Origin of the sequence: Mycobacterium sp. IS-836 (genome assembly GCF_001954275.1) — a bacterium.
Taxonomy (GTDB): domain Bacteria; phylum Actinomycetota; class Actinomycetes; order Mycobacteriales; family Mycobacteriaceae; genus Mycobacterium.
On record NZ_MBEU01000090.1, the window covers coordinates 16,390 to 33,798 of the forward strand.

At 66.2% G+C, this 17,409-nt stretch carries 14 protein-coding genes and 3 pseudogenes; 10 read left to right on the forward strand and 7 right to left on the reverse strand.

Annotated elements, in window-relative coordinates; genetic code table 11:
• Window positions 1-33 precede the first annotated feature (33 nt).
• Entirely contained in the window at window positions 34-807 is a 774-nt protein-coding gene (locus A5747_RS23900; RefSeq protein ID WP_142245716.1) for an STAS domain-containing protein, read from the reverse strand.
• 342 nt (window positions 808-1,149) lie between these two features.
• Window positions 1,150-2,391 (reverse strand): DUF4873 domain-containing protein, encoded by a 1,242-nt coding sequence (locus A5747_RS23905; protein ID WP_233148134.1) that lies wholly within the window; start codon window positions 2,389-2,391, stop codon window positions 1,150-1,152.
• Between A5747_RS23905 and A5747_RS25845 the strand changes: the two are divergent.
• Window positions 2,380-2,448: pseudogene (locus tag A5747_RS25845) on the forward strand (hypothetical protein); the annotation flags it as partial. The gene A5747_RS23905 and the pseudogene A5747_RS25845 sit on opposite strands and share 12 nt — an antisense overlap.
• Window positions 2,449-2,498: 50 nt before the next feature.
• On the opposite strand, the pseudogene A5747_RS23910 reads toward A5747_RS25845, so the two are convergent.
• Window positions 2,499-3,293 (reverse strand): annotated as a pseudogene (locus A5747_RS23910) (diiron oxygenase); the annotation flags it as partial.
• Between the two features lie 97 nt (window positions 3,294-3,390).
• Here A5747_RS23910 and cobF point away from each other — a divergent pair.
• The 4 genes and pseudogenes from cobF (at window position 3,391) to A5747_RS23925 (ending at window position 5,801) form a co-directional block, all read left to right on the forward strand.
• Window positions 3,391-4,143, forward strand: coding sequence for a precorrin-6A synthase (deacetylating) (cobF, locus tag A5747_RS23915; protein WP_076128918.1), 753 nt, complete (start codon window positions 3,391-3,393; stop codon window positions 4,141-4,143).
• 3 nt (window positions 4,144-4,146) lie between these two features.
• Window positions 4,147-4,389, forward strand: a pseudogene (locus A5747_RS25615) (DNA-formamidopyrimidine glycosylase family protein); the annotation flags it as partial.
• Between the two features lie 153 nt (window positions 4,390-4,542).
• Entirely contained in the window at window positions 4,543-5,010 is a 468-nt protein-coding gene (locus A5747_RS25620; RefSeq protein ID WP_233148135.1) for a zinc finger domain-containing protein, read from the forward strand.
• Between the two features lie 41 nt (window positions 5,011-5,051).
• Window positions 5,052-5,801 carry an SDR family oxidoreductase gene (locus A5747_RS23925; RefSeq protein WP_076128922.1) on the forward strand — a complete coding sequence of 250 codons (750 nt, stop codon included), beginning with the start codon at window positions 5,052-5,054 and terminating at the stop codon, window positions 5,799-5,801.
• A 75-nt stretch (window positions 5,802-5,876) separates the two neighbouring features.
• Here the strand turns inward: A5747_RS23925 and pgi are convergent, their stop codons facing one another.
• Entirely contained in the window at window positions 5,877-7,541 is a 1,665-nt protein-coding gene (gene pgi / locus A5747_RS23930) for a glucose-6-phosphate isomerase (protein ID WP_076128924.1), read from the reverse strand.
• Between the two features lie 52 nt (window positions 7,542-7,593).
• Window positions 7,594-7,905 carry a chorismate mutase gene (locus tag A5747_RS23935; RefSeq protein ID WP_076128926.1) on the reverse strand — a complete coding sequence of 104 codons (312 nt, stop codon included), beginning with the start codon at window positions 7,903-7,905 and terminating at the stop codon, window positions 7,594-7,596.
• A 376-nt stretch (window positions 7,906-8,281) separates the two neighbouring features.
• Here A5747_RS23935 and A5747_RS23940 point away from each other — a divergent pair, with 376 nt between their 5' ends.
• Together A5747_RS23940 and pcrA are read left to right on the forward strand one after the other, a co-directional pair.
• A complete protein-coding gene (locus A5747_RS23940; RefSeq protein ID WP_076128928.1) occupies window positions 8,282-9,022 on the forward strand; it encodes an SDR family oxidoreductase in 741 nt (246 codons plus the stop codon).
• 313 nt (window positions 9,023-9,335) lie between these two features.
• Window positions 9,336-11,672 (forward strand): DNA helicase PcrA, encoded by a 2,337-nt coding sequence (gene pcrA / locus A5747_RS23945; RefSeq protein WP_076128930.1) that lies wholly within the window; start codon window positions 9,336-9,338, stop codon window positions 11,670-11,672.
• Window positions 11,673-11,690: 18 nt separating this feature from the next.
• Here pcrA and A5747_RS23950 read toward each other — a convergent pair whose 3' ends face one another.
• Together A5747_RS23950 and A5747_RS23955 are read right to left on the reverse strand one after the other, a co-directional pair.
• Window positions 11,691-12,269 carry a hypothetical protein gene (locus A5747_RS23950; RefSeq protein WP_076128932.1) on the reverse strand — a complete coding sequence of 193 codons (579 nt, stop codon included), beginning with the start codon at window positions 12,267-12,269 and terminating at the stop codon, window positions 11,691-11,693.
• 1 nt (window position 12,270) lies between these two features.
• Window positions 12,271-13,320: a M23 family metallopeptidase gene (locus tag A5747_RS23955; protein WP_369805189.1), complete on the reverse strand. Its 1,050-nt coding sequence runs from the start codon at window positions 13,318-13,320 to the stop codon at window positions 12,271-12,273.
• A 324-nt stretch (window positions 13,321-13,644) separates the two neighbouring features.
• On the opposite strand from A5747_RS23955, the gene sucC reads away from it, so the two are divergent.
• From sucC to A5747_RS23970, 3 genes are read left to right on the forward strand one after another with little or no spacing between them, the layout of a single operon-like run.
• A complete protein-coding gene (gene sucC, locus A5747_RS23960) occupies window positions 13,645-14,808 on the forward strand; it encodes an ADP-forming succinate--CoA ligase subunit beta (protein WP_076128934.1) in 1,164 nt (387 codons plus the stop codon).
• Window positions 14,809-14,824: 16 nt separating this feature from the next.
• On the forward strand, window positions 14,825-15,727 hold the full coding sequence (gene sucD, locus A5747_RS23965) for a succinate--CoA ligase subunit alpha (RefSeq protein ID WP_076128936.1): 903 nt from the start codon (window positions 14,825-14,827) through the stop codon (window positions 15,725-15,727).
• Between the two features lie 16 nt (window positions 15,728-15,743).
• Window positions 15,744-17,273, forward strand: coding sequence for an acetyl-CoA acetyltransferase (locus A5747_RS23970; protein ID WP_076128938.1), 1,530 nt, complete (start codon window positions 15,744-15,746; stop codon window positions 17,271-17,273).
• Window positions 17,274-17,409: the final 136 nt, after the last annotated feature.

Consider the following 17,409-nt stretch of genomic DNA (forward strand, 5'->3'; position numbering starts at 1 on the left):
CTCGGGTCCACGGACAAGGCGCGACGAGGTCGCCTAGAGCTGATTTTCGGGGCCGATGACCGCCCACACCGTCTTGCCGGTCGCGGTGGGCGTGCTGCCCCACGCGCGCGACAACGCGTCGACGATGGCCAGGCCCGACACGTCGATTCCCTGGTCCGGCGACGGCAGCCGCAGGGCTGGCGTGGTGCTGTCGTCGGACACCGCGATGGTTGCCGTCGCGCCGTCGGTCTCGATCCGCATCAGCGGGACGCTGCCGGTGTGTTCCAGCACGTTCTCGACGAACACGTTGACAACCACCAACGCGACCGGGATGAGCTTGGATTGTGACCACGCGGTGAGCCACTCCCGAACCAGCCGGCGCGATTCGCGCAGGCTGGTCAGGTTCGCTGGCAGCTCGGCATCGGCGCGCCGGAGCGGGAGACGGGTGAGCCGATCGAGCGCTTTCATTGCCGCCTTCTCGGTCGAGTACACCGGCATGAAGGACGCAACCCCGCTGCGGGTGACCGCCTCGCGGGTCGCGCGATGCGCGCACACCAGCACGACGGGGACCTCGGGCTGGGCCTCGAGCTGCCAGCGCGCGCCGATGAATGCCGACAGGGCCGATTCCTCGGGCACCCGAAGTGCGGTGATGTCGACGACGACGGCGGAAGGCTTGTCGAGCGTGGCCTTCGTAATGCTGTCGCGCAGCGGCGCGGAGTTGCCGGCGTCGAGTACTCCCTCGACGGTCAGCACCGCCACCGACTTTTCTGCCCGCGCCGCAACCGTCAGCGAGTTCGGAGACTCAGCTTCCGCACTCACCGCACCCACCCCTTTCGACGCCCGGGTCTATTTTCACCGACTGTGATCCGTGAGCAAGTCAGGTGCGAACGGGTGTGTCCCGATCGAGCTCGGGTTCCCTGCGCTCTTGGCGTGGTGGGCAAACGACCGGCCCAGGACCAGGCAGCGGGGCGCACGCGAGTGGGATCCGCCCCCCGACCCCACCCGTGCGAAGCATCGCCTGCCACCACGCCAAACATTCTCTTTGTCCCGCCGCCTGCCGCAGCACAGTCCCCGCGGAGCCGCCTATCGAGGCGGCCGACCCCCCGTTTGAGTCAGTTCAGACTTTGCGGTTTACCCATGCGTAAAAGCTTGTAAACCCCACGATCGCAGCTAGTGCGGGTACGGCGGAGCGCCCACCCCGGCGACCGAGTGAGTGCCCCACGGTGTCCGTTCCACGATGCGCGCGGCCGCGCTGCGCTCGCCCACCGTCACCGTCACGCTGCGCGCCTTGAGGGCCTCGACCGGCAACGATTCCGCCGAAGAACTGAAAACCGTCCCCTGCCAGTGGTAATGGCCGTCGATCGGGTCCAGGTGGCCGGTCAGGCGGACGCGGACCGGATGGCTGGTGCCGGCGATCGTCAGCGTCGCCGCGCCGTCGTAGGTCTCGTCGTCGCCGGCGCCCGACGACAGGTCGAACGCCGACACCACCGGGAAAGGTGGCGCGGGTGCGAGATGGACGCGCTCGTTGAACACCTGCTGGCTGCTGCGAAGCACTTCGATGCGGGTGCTGGCGGAGTGCTTCATGAGTCGTACGCACTCGGCGACGTAGCGCGCCTGCGCGGCGGCATCGGGGCCGGCGACGAAGAAGTAGTTCGGGAAGCCGTGAACGGCGACGCCCTGGAAGGGCTCCATGCCGTCGTGCCACGCCTGCCGGATGGTCAACCCGCCGGTGCCGACCAGCGCCGTAATGGTGTCCCGATCGGGGACCGCGAAACCGGTGCCGTAGATGATGGCGTCGGCGCGGTGTTCGGCGCCGTCGCTGGTCCGGATGCCCGACGGGGTGATCGCGCCGACCGCCGATTTCACCAGCGCGGGCCTGGCACGGCGGCGTAGCCACCGCTTGACTCGCGTTGTCGGCCACGGCATCCCGTCGACCATCCGGCGCGGCGGGTATGCGAAAACGGTGACCGAGGCTGCCGTTGCGATCAACTCCCCGATGCGATGACCCGCGGTGGCGTCGGTGCCGACGATCGCGATGCGTTTGCCGCGGGGATCGAACCCGGAATCCCATTGCGCCACATGAAAAGACGTTCCCCGGAACTCGTCGCGACCGGCGAGCTCGGGTATCCACGGGACGTATCCCGGTTCGTGGGCCGCGATGACGATGCCGCCGTGGAAGATCTCGCCGCAGGTCGTTCGCAACTCCCAGGTGTGGGTGTCGTCGTCGAACACTGAACCCACGACCTCGCGACCGGAAAGCAGCAGCCCGTCCAGGGGTGCCGGCCAGTCATGCGGTGTGTCCGGTGCGCAGTCCAGCATCACGATGTCCGTGATTCCCGCCGCTAGCAATTCCGTTGCGGCGCACCGGCCGCGAACTCCGGCGCCGACGATGACGACGCGCGTTCGGCTCACAGAAACCTGGTGCGCTTCCAGGCGCGGCGCGCGATCGGTCCCATCAGGCCGACCTCGGTCAAAAACGCCGCGAGCGGAGCGAACCCGGCGACCTGCATTTCGTAGCGGTGCGGGCTGCTGCGTGCGGTCGCGCGCGCCCGCTTGGCGTCTAGGCCCGCCCGCGCATACGGAACCGGATTGCTGAACAGGTAACGGAAGAAGTAACCACCGAGCCCGTTGATGTTGGCCATGAACCACTTGTTGATCCGGGGCATCTCCTGCACCCGTTTGCGTGCGCCGTCACGCGCGAACTGGATATGCCGCGCCTCTTCGGTGACGTGAATTCGCATGAGCCGCTGGATGATTGGCTGCAGCTCCGGGTCGTCCATCATCTGCCGCTGCAGCGAGTCGAAGATTTCCTCCCCGATCAGCGCGGCGACCCACAGCATCGAGCCGCGCTGGAACGCCAGCGGCAATGCGTTGATGACGATCCGGTGCACCCATCGCGGGCGTACCGGTTTGGCGCCGATGCGTTCGATGGCCTTGCCGAACATGACCATGTGGCGGGTCTCGTCGCCCAGCTCGGTCAGCTTGTAGTGCGTGGACCGGCTGGTCGGGTCCTCGTGCAGGATGGTGCGCAGCAGCGCCTGGTTGAGCATGTTCTCGAACCAGATCCCGGCCGACAGCGTGTTGACCAGTTCCTGGCGGGACAGCTCGATTTGTTGTTCGCGGGTCATCTCGTCCCACATCGGCGTGCCGTACAGCGACACCAGCCGGGGCGGCAGATAGAACTTGTCCGGGTCCAGCGGGGCGTCCCAGTCGATGTCGACGACGGGCTCGTAGGACTTTTTGATGGAGCCCTTCAGCAGACGATCGGAGAACTCTTCACGACTTGGCCCGGCCGGCTTCACCGCTGAGGTCATGCTGATCCCTTCGTTGGGGTTTCAGACGGTACCCATGGTACCGGGTACTCGAGGTCTCGACTAGGCCCTTCGGGTTTCGATTCGGTTGACTGGCGTCGTGGGTCGGCATCTTCACGTGATCGGCATCGGCGCCGGAAACCCGGACTACCTGACCATTCAGGCGATCGAGGCGCTCAACGACACCCAGGTGTTCTTCGCGATGGACAAGGGCGAAGCGAAAAGCGACCTGGTTGCGCTGCGGCGGCAGATCTGCGCCCGGTTCATCCGCGAGCCGGATTATCGCTTCGTCGAGCTGGCCGATCCGAAACGGTCGACCGATACCGACTACCGGGACGCGGTATCCGAATGGCACGCGGCACGCACCCGGATCTGGGCGACGGCCATCCGCACCGAGCTGGGGCCCGACGGTGTAGGGGCCTTCCTGGCCTGGGGCGATCCGTCGCTGTATGACAGCACGCTGCGCATCCTCGGCGCGGTCGCGGCCGAGGTGGACTTCACCTTCGACGTCATTCCGGGAATCACCGCGGTGCAGGCGCTGACGGCCCGGCACCGCATCCCGCTCAACGACGTCGGCGAACCGGTTCTGATCACCACCGGCAGGCAGCTGCGCACCCACGGTTTGTCCGGCGCGGCGGTGGTGATGCTCGACGCCGAGTGCTCGTTTCTCCAATGCCCGCCTGACACCGCCATCTGGTGGGGCGCCTACCTCGGCACAGGGGACGAACTGCTGATCGCCGGCACCGTCGGTGAAGTCGGGGCGCGCATCGCCGAGCTGCGAGCCGAAGCCCGGGCGCGGCACGGCTGGATCATGGACACCTATTTGCTGCGGGCCTCCGGCTGGCAGACTTGACGCGTGCCCGAACTTCCCGAGGTCGAAGCGCTGGCCGACCATCTGCGCCGCCATGCCGTCGGTTTGACGGTGGGCCGCGTCGATGTCGCGGCGTTGTCGGTGCTGAAAACCTTTGACCCGCCGACTTCCGCGCTGCACGGCCGGGCCGTTGCCGGGGCCGGGCGGTGGGGCAAGTACTTGGGCCTGCAGGTCGACGAGTTGTTCTTGATCACCCATCTGTCGCGCGCGGGGTGGCTGCGATGGTCCGACAAACTGGCCGCGGCGCCCCTACGGCCAGGCAAAGGGCCGATCGCGCTGCGGGTGCACCTCGGCGACCCCGGTAGCGCACCGGGATTCGACCTCACCGAGGCCGGGACCCAGAAGCGGCTGGCGGTGTGGCTCGTCGACGACCCGCGGCAGGTGCCGGGCATCGCCGCGCTCGGCCCCGACGCGCTGGAGCTGGGCACCGAGGACCTCGCCGGGTTGTTGGCCGGCAACACCGGCCGGATCAAAACCGTCATCACCGACCAGAAGGTGATCGCCGGTATCGGCAACGCCTACAGCGACGAAATCCTGCATGTCGCCAAGATCTCGCCGTTCGCCACGGCCGGGAAGCTCACGAGCGAGCAGCTCACCGCATTGCACGACGCGATGGTGTCGGTGTTGACCGACGCGGTGGCCCGGTCCGTCGGCCAGGGGGCGGCCACGCTTAAAGGGGAGAAGCGCTCCGGATTGCGGGTGCACGCGCGAACGGGGTTGCCGTGTCCGGTGTGCGGCGACACCGTGCGCGAAGTGTCGTTCGCGGACAAGTCTTTTCAGTACTGCCCGACCTGCCAGACGGGCGGCAAGGTGCTGGCGGACCGGCGCTTGTCACGGCTGCTCAAGTAGTCGCCCGACTGCGAGCCGATCCCGCTCGATATGCTGCCCGGGTGACTCGCCAGAAGATTCTCATCACCGGCGCCAGTTCCGGCCTGGGCGCCGGGATGGCGCGATCCTTCGCGGCCAAGGGTCGTGACCTGGCCCTGTGCGCCCGGCGCACCGACCGGCTTGACGAGCTGAAAGACGAACTGGCCCAACAGTATCCGGGCATCAAGATCGCGGTCGCCGCATTGGACGTCAACGACCACGAACAGGTGCCCAAGGTATTCGCCGAACTCAGCGATGAGCTCGGCGGCATCGACCGCATCATCGTCAACGCCGGAATCGGCAAGGGCGCCAAGCTCGGGTCGGGCAAGCTGTGGGCGAACAAAGCGACCATCGAGACCAACCTGGTCGCGGCGCTGGTGCAGATCGAAACCGCGCTGGAGATGTTCGCCAAGAGCGGATCGGGGCATCTGGTGCTCATCTCCTCGGTGCTGGGCAATAAGGGCGTGCCCGGCGTCAAAGCCGCCTACTGCGCTAGCAAAGCCGGACTGACCTCGTTGGGCGAATCGCTGCGCGCCGAGTACGCCAAAGGGCCCATCAAGGTGACGGCGATCGAACCCGGCTACATCGAATCTGAGATGACGGCCAAGTCGGCCAGCACAATGCTGATGGTGGACAACGAAACTGGCGTCAAGGCACTGGTCGACGCCATCGAGCGCGAGCCGGGCCGGGCCGTCGTGCCGCGGTGGCCGTGGGCGCCGCTGGTGCAACTCATCCGGGTGCTGCCGCCCCCACTGACCAAGCGATTCGCCTAAAGCCCGTCGAGTGTGAATCTGACGACGGTTTCACGGCGTGTCGCGTCGTGAGATTCACACTCGCGCGAACGATTCTCAGCTGGTGCGGCCCCGTTCGGTGCGGTAGCGGCGGACCAGTGCGTCGGTCGAGCTGTCCGACTGCGGCTCAGGGGAGCCATCGCCGGTGATCACCGGGAGCAGCGCCTTGGCCTGCGTCTTGCCCAGCTCCACGCCCCATTGGTCGAACGAGTCGATTCCCCAGATCACGCCCTCGGTGAACACCTGATGCTCGTAGAGTGCGATCAGCTGACCGAGCACCGATGGTGTGAGCCGGTCCGCCAGGATCGAGGTCGACGGCCGGTTGCCGGGCATGACCTTGTGCGGCACGACGTCGGCGGGTGTGCCCTCGGCGGCGATTTCTTCGGCGGTCTTGCCGAACGCCAGCACCTGGGTCTGGGCGAAGAAGTTGCTCATCAACAGGTCGTGCATGCTGCCGGTGCCTTCGACCGTGGGTAGGTCGTCGAGCGGCTGGCTGAAGCCGATGAAGTCGGCCGGCACCAGGCGAGTGCCCTGGTGCAGCAGTTGATAGAAGGCGTGCTGGCCATTGGTTCCCGGTTCGCCCCAATAGATTTCACCGGTGTCGGTGGTGACCGGCGTGCCGTCGGCGCGGGTCGACTTGCCGTTGGATTCCATGGTGAGCTGTTGCAGATAGGCCGCGAAACGCGCCAGGTCGTTGGAATACGGCAGCACGGCGCGCGATTGCGCGCCCATGAAGTTGGAGTACCACAAACCGATGAGGCCGAGCAGCGCGGGAGCGTTGGACTCCAGCGGCGCGGTCTTGAAATGCCGGTCAACGATGTGGAATCCGGACAGAAAATCAGCGAAAGCCTGTCGGCCGATGGTGGCCATCAGCGACAGGCCGATCGCCGAATCGACCGAATAGCGGCCACCGACCCAGTCCCAGAACCCGAACATGTTGTCGGTGTTGATGCCGAAGTCGTCGACCAAGCGTTTGTTGGTGGAGACGGCCACGAAATGCTTTGACACCGCGGCGTCGCCGAGGGCGCCCGTCAGCCAGCGGCGCGCGGCGGTCGCATTGGTCAGCGTCTCCAGGGTGGAGAAGGTCTTGGATGCAACGATGAAAAGCGTTGTGGCAGGGTCTAAATCGGCCAATTTCGCGATCAGGTCCGCGGGGTCGACGTTGGACACGAAGCGCGCCGAAATACCGGCGTCCACGTAGTGGCGCAAGGCCTGATACACCATCACCGGGCCCAGGTCCGAGCCGCCGATGCCGATGTTGACGACCGTCTTGATCCGTTTCCCGGTGGCTCCGGTCCATTCGCCGCTGCGCAGCCGATCGGTGAAGTCGCCCATCGCATCCAGTACGGAGTGCACGTCCTCGACTACGTTTTGGCCATCCACGACAAGCTCGGCGTCGCGGGGCAGCCGCAGCGCGGTGTGCAATACCGCGCGATCCTCGGAGGTGTTGATGTGTGCACCGGAAAACATCTGGTCTCGATGCTCCTCGAGGCGGGCCGCGCGGGCCAGATCGAGGAGCAGCCGCAGCGTTTCCCGGGTGATGCGGTGCTTGCTGTAGTCGATGTAGAGGTCGCCGACCGTGACGGTGAGGTCGCGGCCGCGATCGGGATCTTCGGCGAAGAACTGGCGAAGGTGGGTTTGTCCGATTTGTTCGTGATGCCTGCGTAGGGCTTCCCACGCCGGGGTGGCGGTGATGTCGGGGATCGTTCGCAGGGAGGTCATGGCTCGACCCTAATGCGGCGTTGGGGCACCAGCCAGGTCCCCGGGCGCGCCGCTAGTGGCCGAGCCGGCCCCTGCCCAGTCGCAGCAACAGCATTGCCAGATCCTTGCCGTCCGGACCGAGCTCGCTGTAGCGCTCGATGACCTTCATCTCGCGGCTGTGCACCAACCGGGTGCCGCCGGACGCCATCCGCACCTTGCCGATCGCCTGTGATACTTCGGCTCGTCGCTTCACCGCGGCGAGGATCTCGGCGTCCAACCGGTCGATCTCTTCGCGCAACTCTTCGATGTTCTCGAGTTCTTCCGTTTCCAGCATGTTCATCTCTGCAAACTCCGCATTCTCGTGATGTGGGGGTTCTGGTCTCATCCGGTATCAGGCCTCACACAAGAGACGAGCCCCGAATCCGGAAGCGGACCACGGGGCTCTGCGACGGCAGCTAAACCACGGGCACCGCTAGCGGGTACCCATAGAAAAATCGACGACGCGCGTTGAGCACGAAACCAAGTGTAGCTATCAAGAGGCGTACACATGCAAAAACCCAGTTATCGGGCACGCCTCAAAGAGAGCAGCGACCGCACGTTAACCGCGCACGCTAGCCATGATCACTCCGTAGGGCGGCGAAACCCCCGTAGAGCTTCGGGTGAAACGCCTGCTTGACTTGGCCTGCTTCTATCAGCGATGTGCGGCTTAGTGAGGACTGCCGCGAATGTGAGGGGCGTCAGCGGGAGAGATTGGAGTCGAGATGTCTGGCATCGACGGCAAAGTCGTCGCCATCACCGGAGCGAGCAGCGGCATCGGCGAGGCGACCGCACGTCTGCTCGCGGATCGCGGCGCGGTGGTGGCCCTTGGTGCTCGGCGAAGCGAGAGGCTCGATGACCTTGCTAGCAAGATCCGTCAACGCGGTGGGCGCGCGGTCACGTGTGCGACAGACGTTACCCGCCGCGACGACCTCGAGCGGCTCGTTGCGCGTGCCGTGGAAGAGTTCGGCCGGCTCGACGTGTTGGTGAGCAACGCTGGCGTCAGCAAGATCGGGCCCCTCTCGGATGTCGACGTCGATGGATGGTCGGCGATGATCGACGTGAATCTCCGAGGGGTGCTTTTTGGCATCGCTGCAGCGCTTCCGGTGTTTCACCGACAGGGCCAAGGGCACTTCATAACGACGGTGTCGACCGCGGGACTAAAAATTGTGCCTAACCAGGCGGTTTACGCGGCCACCAAGAACGCCGTGCGTACCCTGATGGAAGGGCTGCGACAAGAGTCGACCGACGGTGTAGTGCGGACCACGTCGATATCGCCGGGATTCGTCCAAACCGAGCTCGACAGTTCAATCGACGACCCAGCCCTCCGAGAACAGATCCGAGTCAACATGAACGACTTCGGGATCCCGCCGGAGGCCATCGGGCGAGCCGTCGCCTTTGCTATCGAACAGCCACACGACATCGAGATCGGCGACATCACCATCCGCCCCACGGTGCAGGGTTAGAGCAACCTGTCGCTACCACACCCCATCAAGGCATCGTGAAATCCCCAGAGGCTCAAGCGAACCGAAAGCCCGAATTACACCACTGTGGGGCGCGACCCGGCGGGTGGCGTCCACATCAGCCGCAGTGGTCTGGCAACCTGGGGCCATAGCCCACAGGGCGTCTCGAGAGTTGACAGAACTATTTTCTTAGCCGCCACCTGAGAACGCGAGACATCCTGTGTAAACATGGGCAGCGGCCGCGCGAAAAATGGCGGCCGCACACCGGCCGGACCGGGCCGTCCGCGTCGGCGGTCAGCGGTAAGTTTGGACAGACATGAGTGTGCACGCGACCGATACCAAGCCCGCCCCCGAAGCGGACCGTCTGCTCGACGACCTCAACCCACAACAGCGCCAAGCGGTGGTGCACCAGGGTGCGCCGCTGCTGATCGTGGCCGGTGCGGGTTCGGGCAAGACTGCGGTATTGACGCGGCGCATCGCGTACCTGATCGCGGCGCGCGGCGTCGGGGTGGGTCAGGTCCTGGCCATCACGTTCACCAATAAGGCCGCGGCCGAGATGCGCGAGCGCGTGGTGCGGTTGGTCGGCAACCGGGCGCGCGCGATGTGGGTCTCGACGTTTCACTCGACTTGCGTGCGCATCCTGCGCAATCAGGCGTCCCTGATCAAAGGCCTCAACTCCAACTTCTCGATCTACGACGCCGACGATTCCCGGCGCCTGCTACAGATGATCGGCCGCGACATGGGGCTCGACATCAAGCGGTACTCGCCGCGGCTGCTGGCCAACGCGATCTCCAACCTGAAGAACGAATTGATCGACCCGGATCAGGCGCTGGCCAACCTGTCGGACGAATCCGATGACCTGGCCCGCACTGTCGCATCCGTCTTCGCCGAGTATCAGCGCCGCCTGCGAACGGCCAACGCGCTGGACTTCGACGACCTGATCGGCGAGACGGTGGCGGTGTTGCAAACGTTCCCGGAGATCGCCCAGTACTACCGGCGGCGGTTCCGCCATGTGTTGGTCGACGAATACCAGGACACCAATCACGCGCAGTACGTGCTGGTTCGGGAGCTGGTCGGTCGCGGCGGCCAGCAGGATTCGCCTGATGACGTGCCACCGGCGGAACTGTGCGTGGTCGGCGACGCCGATCAGTCGATCTACGCGTTCCGCGGCGCCACGATCCGCAACATCGAGGACTTCGAACGTGACTACCCGGATGCGAAAACAATTCTGCTGGAACAGAATTACCGCTCGACGCAGAACATTCTGTCGGCGGCCAACTCGGTGATCGCCCGCAACTCCGGACGCCGGGAGAAGCGGCTGTGGACCGACGCCGGGGAAGGCGAGCTGATCGTCGGCTACGTCGCCGACAACGAGCACGACGAGGCCAGGTTCGTCGCCGAAGAAATCGACGCGCTCGCCGAGCGCGGCGAGATCACCTACAACGACGTCGCCGTCTTCTACCGCACGAACAACTCGTCGCGGTCGCTGGAAGAGGTGTTCATCCGCGCCGGGATTCCGTACAAAGTCGTTGGGGGAGTGCGCTTTTACGAGCGCAAGGAGATCCGCGACATCGTGGCCTACCTGCGGGTGCTGGACAATCCCGGTGACGCGGTCAGCATGCGGCGCATCCTCAACACCCCGCGCCGAGGCATCGGTGATCGGGCAGAGGCGTGCGTCGCCGTGTACGCCGAGAACACCGGCTCCAGCTTCGCCGATGCGCTCGTCGCCGCGGCCGAGGGCAGGGTGCCGATGCTCAATACCCGTGCCGAGAAGGCGATCTCGGGGTTCGTCGAGATGCTAGACGACTTGCGGGGCCGCCTCGACGACGACCTCGGCGATCTTGTCGAGTCGGTGCTGGAACGCACCGGATACCGCAGGGAGCTGGAATCCTCGAGCGACCCTCAGGAACTGGCCCGACTGGACAACCTGAACGAACTGGTAAGCGTCGCACACGAATTCAGCATCGACCAGGCGAATGCCGCTGCGCTCGACGAGTCTCTGCAAACCCCCGAGGACGAAGATGTGCCGGACACCGGTGTGCTGGCGGCGTTCCTGGAGAGGGTGTCGCTGGTCTCCGACAGCGACGAGATCCCCGAAGAGGGCGCCGGCATGGTGACGATGATGACGCTGCACACCGCCAAGGGTCTGGAGTTCCCGGTGGTGTTCGTCACCGGCTGGGAGGACGGGATGTTCCCACACATGCGGGCGCTTGACGATCCCGCCGAACTCTCGGAGGAGCGGAGGCTCGCCTACGTCGGTATCACCCGGGCCCGCCAGCGGCTGTACCTGAGCCGGGCCATCGTCCGGTCCTCCTGGGGACAGCCCATGCTCAATCCGGAGTCCCGGTTCCTGCGCGAGATCCCGCAGGAGCTCATCGACTGGCGGCGCAGCGCGCCCGCGCCGTCGTTCAGCGCTCCGGTCAGCGGGGCCGGACGGTTCGGTGCACCGCGCGCGGCGCCGACCCGGTCGGGGGCGGGCAAACGCCCGCTGCTGGTGCTGCAGCCCGGTGACCGGGTGACCCACGACAAGTACGGGCTGGGCAGGGTCGAGGAGGTCTCCGGCGTCGGCGAATCGGCCATGTCGCTGATCGATTTCGGCAGCTCAGGCCGGGTGAAGCTGATGCACAACCACGCGCCGGTCAGCAAACTCTGACCGCGTAGGGGGCACCGGTTATTCCTCTAGCCAGCGCTTCGTACGCGGGTGCATCACCAAAACCGCGCTCGCGATCGGCAGCAGCGGGAGAGCGTGCACGATCCACGCGACGCGCGCGCCCGCGATGAACACGCCGCCGTAGGTCAGCACCGCCACCACCGCGCCGGCCACGATGAGATAGCGCCCCAAGGACCGGCCCTGCAGCAGCACGATCACGCCGGCGATGGTCGTCGACGCGAACACCAGGGCGAGAAACGCGACCGCGATGCAGAACAACCGGTCGGTCTTCCACCAGCCGGCGATCAAATCGGTGGCCACAACCGACGTGGCCCACCCGCTGACGATGGCGACGGCGCAGCCCGCGGTCGCCGTCCGGCCGCTGGGCTCGCCGGCCGGTGGGCCGAGGCCTCCGCGCCGGCCGGCAGGGGCGGTACCCCGGTAGGGCGCTTGTGGCGGAATCTGGGTGGTCGGCGACTCCGGGACGGTCGGCATCGGTCCCGTGGGTGCACGCCGGATGATCCGGGTGCGGGATTCGGAGGGTGGCTCCGGTGGTTCGGACAGGTGCGCGGCGGGAGGTGGGTCGTTCGGCGCGGTCACCTCATCCAGCGTAGTTGCCGACGAAGATGCCGCGCTTGGCCAGCCACGGCACCGGGTCGATCCTTTCGCTACCGCCCTGCAGCACCTCGAAATGCAGATGCGGGCCGGTGGAATTGCCGCGATTTCCCATGGTGGCGATCTGGTCACCGGCCATCACGCGCTCGCCGGCGCTCACGGTCGTGGTGTTGACGTGGCCGTAGAGCGTGACGGTGCCGTCGGCATGGCGCACCTTGACCAGTGCCCCGTAGCCGGCCGCCGGCCCGGCCTCGATCACCACGCCGTCGGACACCGCATAGATCGGCGTGCCAATCGAATTGGCGAGGTCGATGCCGGCGTGCAGGACCCCCCAGCGGTAGCCGAAGTTCGACGTGAATATCCCGTGCGTGGGCATGACGTAGAGCGGCTGCTGCAGTCGGGCCTCGCGCTGCGCGCGATCGTTGGCGTACGCGACACCGTGGGCAAGTTCCGCGTTGTGCACGACGGTGTTCGCCGCCGGCTGGACCGCGATCACCTGGGCGCCGCGCGTGGCGTTGCTGCTCGACCCGCCGGTGAGGGCCGACGCGTTGGCGGTCAGCACGGCGTCGGTCTTGGGGACTTCGGCATGGCTGGTCGCGGTATGGGCCGCCGCGGCCGCCGCGCCGGCGGCCATCGCCGAGATCAGCAGTCGACCCTTCGCCGCGCTCGTCGGCTCTTTGCGGTGCTGGCCACCCCGGCGCACCACGGAGATGACGTCGGTGATGTCCGACTGATAGGGGCGATGCACGTCTGCGTCGGCCTGGAATCGCACCGGAACCGGCACCGTCGCGGGAGCGGCAAGCAGGAGCGGTGCCAGGTCGTCCACGTCGTGCAGGTCGTCCAGCTCGGGGGCCAGCAGAACCTGGGCCTCGTTGTCGAACGTCGAGTCGTTGCTGAAGTCGAGGTCGTGCAGTTCGCCGCAATCATCGGCGAATTCGAGGCTGTCGAAGTCGAACCCGTCGAGCGGAAGGATCTCGGTGACTTCGTTGCCGTGCGGCTCTGTCCAATGGGCTCCCGCTGCACGACTCACTCTCACCACGCCGGAAGTTTCGGCAGCAGAACGAGTCAAACGGTGCTGGGACAAGCTGGAATGTCCTCGTATCGTGACCATAACGTTATCTGGACCTAAGGAAGGTATCGGTTTACGGACGGGGCTGGCAACCTCGGGCTAAATTCCGGACGGATATTGTGATCCGCATCACGTTTCGGGCTTTGCGCTGTCTCGTGAGCTGTGCCACATCGGTGGGATGCGGCGATGGCAACCGTTCGACGGGTGGATACAGTTCGTCCGTGCGTGTTGCCGGATGCGGCGCCGCCTACGTACAGGACTTGCAGTAAGCCGAGCGAAGACAGTGAGCCCATGGACCTTTTCGAGTATCAAGCCAAAGAATTATTCGCCAAGCACAACGTACCGAGTACGCCCGGCCGGGTGACGGACACCGCCGAGGGCGCTCAGGCCATCGCCGAGGAGATCGGCGCGCCGGTGATGGTCAAAGCGCAGGTCAAGATCGGCGGCCGGGGCAAGGCCGGTGGCGTCAAGTATGCCGCGACACCCCAAGACGCCTACGAACACGCCAAGAACATCCTCGGCCTGGACATCAAGGGGCACGTCGTCAAGAAGCTGTTGGTCGCCGAGGCCAGCGACATCGCCGAGGAGTACTACATCTCCTTCTTGCTCGACCGCGCCAACCGCACCTACCTGGCGATGTGCTCGGTCGAGGGTGGCATGGAGATCGAAGAAGTCGCGGCCACCAAGCCCGACCGGCTGGCCAAGGTCCCGGTCGACGCCGTCAAGGGCGTGGACCTGGCCACCGCGCGTTCCATCGCCGAGCAGGGTCACCTGCCGGCCGAGGTGCTCGACGCCGCCGCGGTCACCATCTCCAAGCTGTGGGACCTCTTCGTCGGTGAGGACGCCACGCTGGTCGAGGTGAACCCGTTGGTGCGCACCCCCGACGACCGGATTCTGGCGCTGGACGGCAAGGTCACCCTGGACGCCAACGCCGACTTCCGGCAGCCCGGCCACGTCGAGTTCGAGGACCGCGACGCGACCGACCCGCTGGAGCTCAAGGCCAAGGAGCACGACCTCAACTACGTCAAGCTCGACGGCGAAGTCGGCATCATCGGCAACGGCGCGGGCTTGGTCATGTCGACCCTCGACGTGGTGGCCTACGCAGGGGAAAAGCATGGCGGCGTCAAGCCGGCCAACTTTCTGGACATCGGCGGTGGCGCGTCGGCCGAGGTGATGGCCGCGGGCCTGGACGTGGTGCTGGGCGACAAGCAGGTTAAGAGCGTGTTCGTCAACGTGTTCGGCGGCATCACGGCCTGCGACGCCGTGGCGACCGGGATCGTCAAGGCCCTGGAAATCCTGGGCGACGAGGCCAACAAGCCCCTGGTGGTGCGGTTGGACGGCAACAACGTCGACGAAGGCCGGCGCATCCTTGCCGAGGCCAACCACCCGCTCGTGACGCTGGTGCCGACGATGGACGAGGCCGCCGACAAGGCCGCCGAGCTGGCGAGCGCCTGAAAGGAAGCATGACCCAATGGCTATATTTCTGACCGCCGAAAACAAGGTCGTCGTCCAGGGCATCACCGGCGCCGAGGCGACCAAGCACACCGCACGCATGCTCAAGGCCGGCACGCACATCGTCGGCGGAGTCAACGCCCGCAAGGCCGGCACCACGGTCGCGCACAAGGACGTCAACGACAAGCCCGTCGAACTGCCGGTGTTCGGCAGCGTCGTCGAGGCCATCGAGAAGACCGGCGCCGACGTCTCGATCGTGTTCGTCCCACCGGTGTACGCCAAGGACGCCATCATCGAGGCCATCGACGCCGAGATCCCGCTGCTGGTGGTCATCACCGAGGGAATCCCGGTGCAGGACAGCGCATATGCGTGGGCTTACAACCTGCACAAGGGCGGAAAGACCCGCATCATCGGTCCGAACTGTCCCGGCATCATCACCCCGGGCCAGGCGCTGGTGGGCATCACCCCGGCCAACATCACCGGGCCGGGTCCCGTCGGGCTGGTATCCAAGTCCGGCACGCTGACCTACCAAATGATGTACGAGCTACGCGATTTCGGCTTCTCCACGTCCATCGGGATCGGCGGTGACCCGGTCATCGGCACCACCCACATCGACGCTATCGAGGCGTTCGAGAAGGATCCCGACACCAAGGTCATCGTGATGATCGGCGAGATCGGCGGTGACGCCGAGGAGCGCGCGGCCGACTACATCAAGGCGCACGTATCCAAGCCGGTCGTCGGCTACGTCGCAGGATTCACTGCGCCAGAAGGAAAGACGATGGGCCACGCTGGCGCGATCGTGTCCGGCTCGTCGGGCACCGCGGCCGCCAAGAAGGAAGCCCTGGAGGCGGCCGGGGTCAAGGTCGGCAAGACCCCCTCGGAGACGGCGGCGCTGGCCCGGGAGATTCTGCAGAGCCTGTAGCGACAGGTTTCGCAACGTGACACTGGATCCGCGCACGCCCGTCGTCGTCGGGGTCGGGCAGTCGGCGGAACGCATCGACGACGCCTACTACCGCGCGATGTCGGGCGTGGAACTAGCCGCCGCGGCGGCGCGCGCCGCACTCGACGACTGCGGCGCCGACGTCGCCAAGGTCGCGTCGACGATCGACACCGTCGCCGGCGTAAGGCAATTCGAGATTTCCGGACCGGCCCAACCGGTGCTGGGCAAGTCGAACAACTATCCGCGGTCGGTGGCCAACCGGATCGGCGCGGACCCCGCCCGCGCCATCCTCGAAGTCGTCGGGGGTCAGGGCCCACAGCACCTGATCACCGAGCTGGCCGGCGAGATCGCCGCCGGTCGCGTCGACGTCGCGCTGATTTTCGGCTCCGATGCCACGTCGACCACGCGCTATTTCGCCGGGGCCGACAACCGCCCGGATTTCTCCGAGACCGTCGACGGTTCGCTGGAAGACCGGGGCTACGGCCTGGAGCGACTCGTCACGCGCTACACGGTGATCCACGGCCTGGTCGACGCGCCGACGCAGTATGCGCTGCTGGAGAATGCCCGTCGCGCCGAAACCGGGCTGGGCCCAACGGAATACCTGCGTCGGATGGGCGAGCTGTTCGCGCCGTTCACCAAGGTCGCCGCGGGCAATCCGTTTGCCGCCGCGCCGGTGGAACGCAGCGTCGACGAGCTGATCACCGTGACCGAGAGCAACCGGATGATCTCCGACCCGTACCCGCGGTTGCTGGTCGCTCGCGATCAGGTCAACCAGGGCGCGGCCGCACTGATGATGTCGGTCGAGTCCGCGCGGCGGCTCGGAGTGCCGGAGGAGAACTGGGTGTACCTCCACGGCCACGCCGATCTGGAGGAACAGCCGCTGCTGGAACGCCCGGACCTCGGGCATGCACCCTCGGCCGTCATGGCGGTGCGCGAAGCGCTAGACGTGGCCGGCATCGGTATCGACGACGTCGCCACCTTCGACCTATACAGCTGCTTTCCGGTGCCGGTGTTCAACATCTGCGACGGCATGGGCCTCGCGCCCGACGATCCACGCGGACTGACCCTGACCGGTGGGCTCCCCTTCTTCGGCGGCGCCGGCAACAATTATTCGATGCACGGTGTCGCCGAGACGGTCGCCCGAATGCGAAGCACGCCAGGGCAATTCGGCCTCGTCGGCGCCAACGGCGGCATCTTGAGCAAGTATTCGGTCGGCGTTTACTCGACCACCCCGACGGAATGGAAGCCGGATCGCAGCGCCGCGCTGCAGGCGCAGATCGGCAGCTCGCCGACGCAGGCGGTGACCGAGGCGGCCGACGGCGCCGCCACCGTCGAGACCTACACCGTCCGGCGCGATTCCGGTCGGCTGACCGGAATCATCGTGGGCCGGCTGGACGCCGACGGCACCCGATTCCTGTCGACCACCGAGGACGCCGAGTTGATCGCGCTGCTGACCGACGGCGACCCGTTGGGGAGTCCGGTTCGGGTGCGCTCCTTCGACTACGGCAACCGCTGCTTCGTTCGCTGAGCGCTTCCGCGCAGCGCGACACATAACCACGCACACGACACGCCGGTTGGGCTCAAGGGGTGATTGCAACACTTCGTAGTTAGGAAGTGTTGATGGCGGCTCATTGGTCGTTGACGTCGGTTCAGCGTCGGTTTTG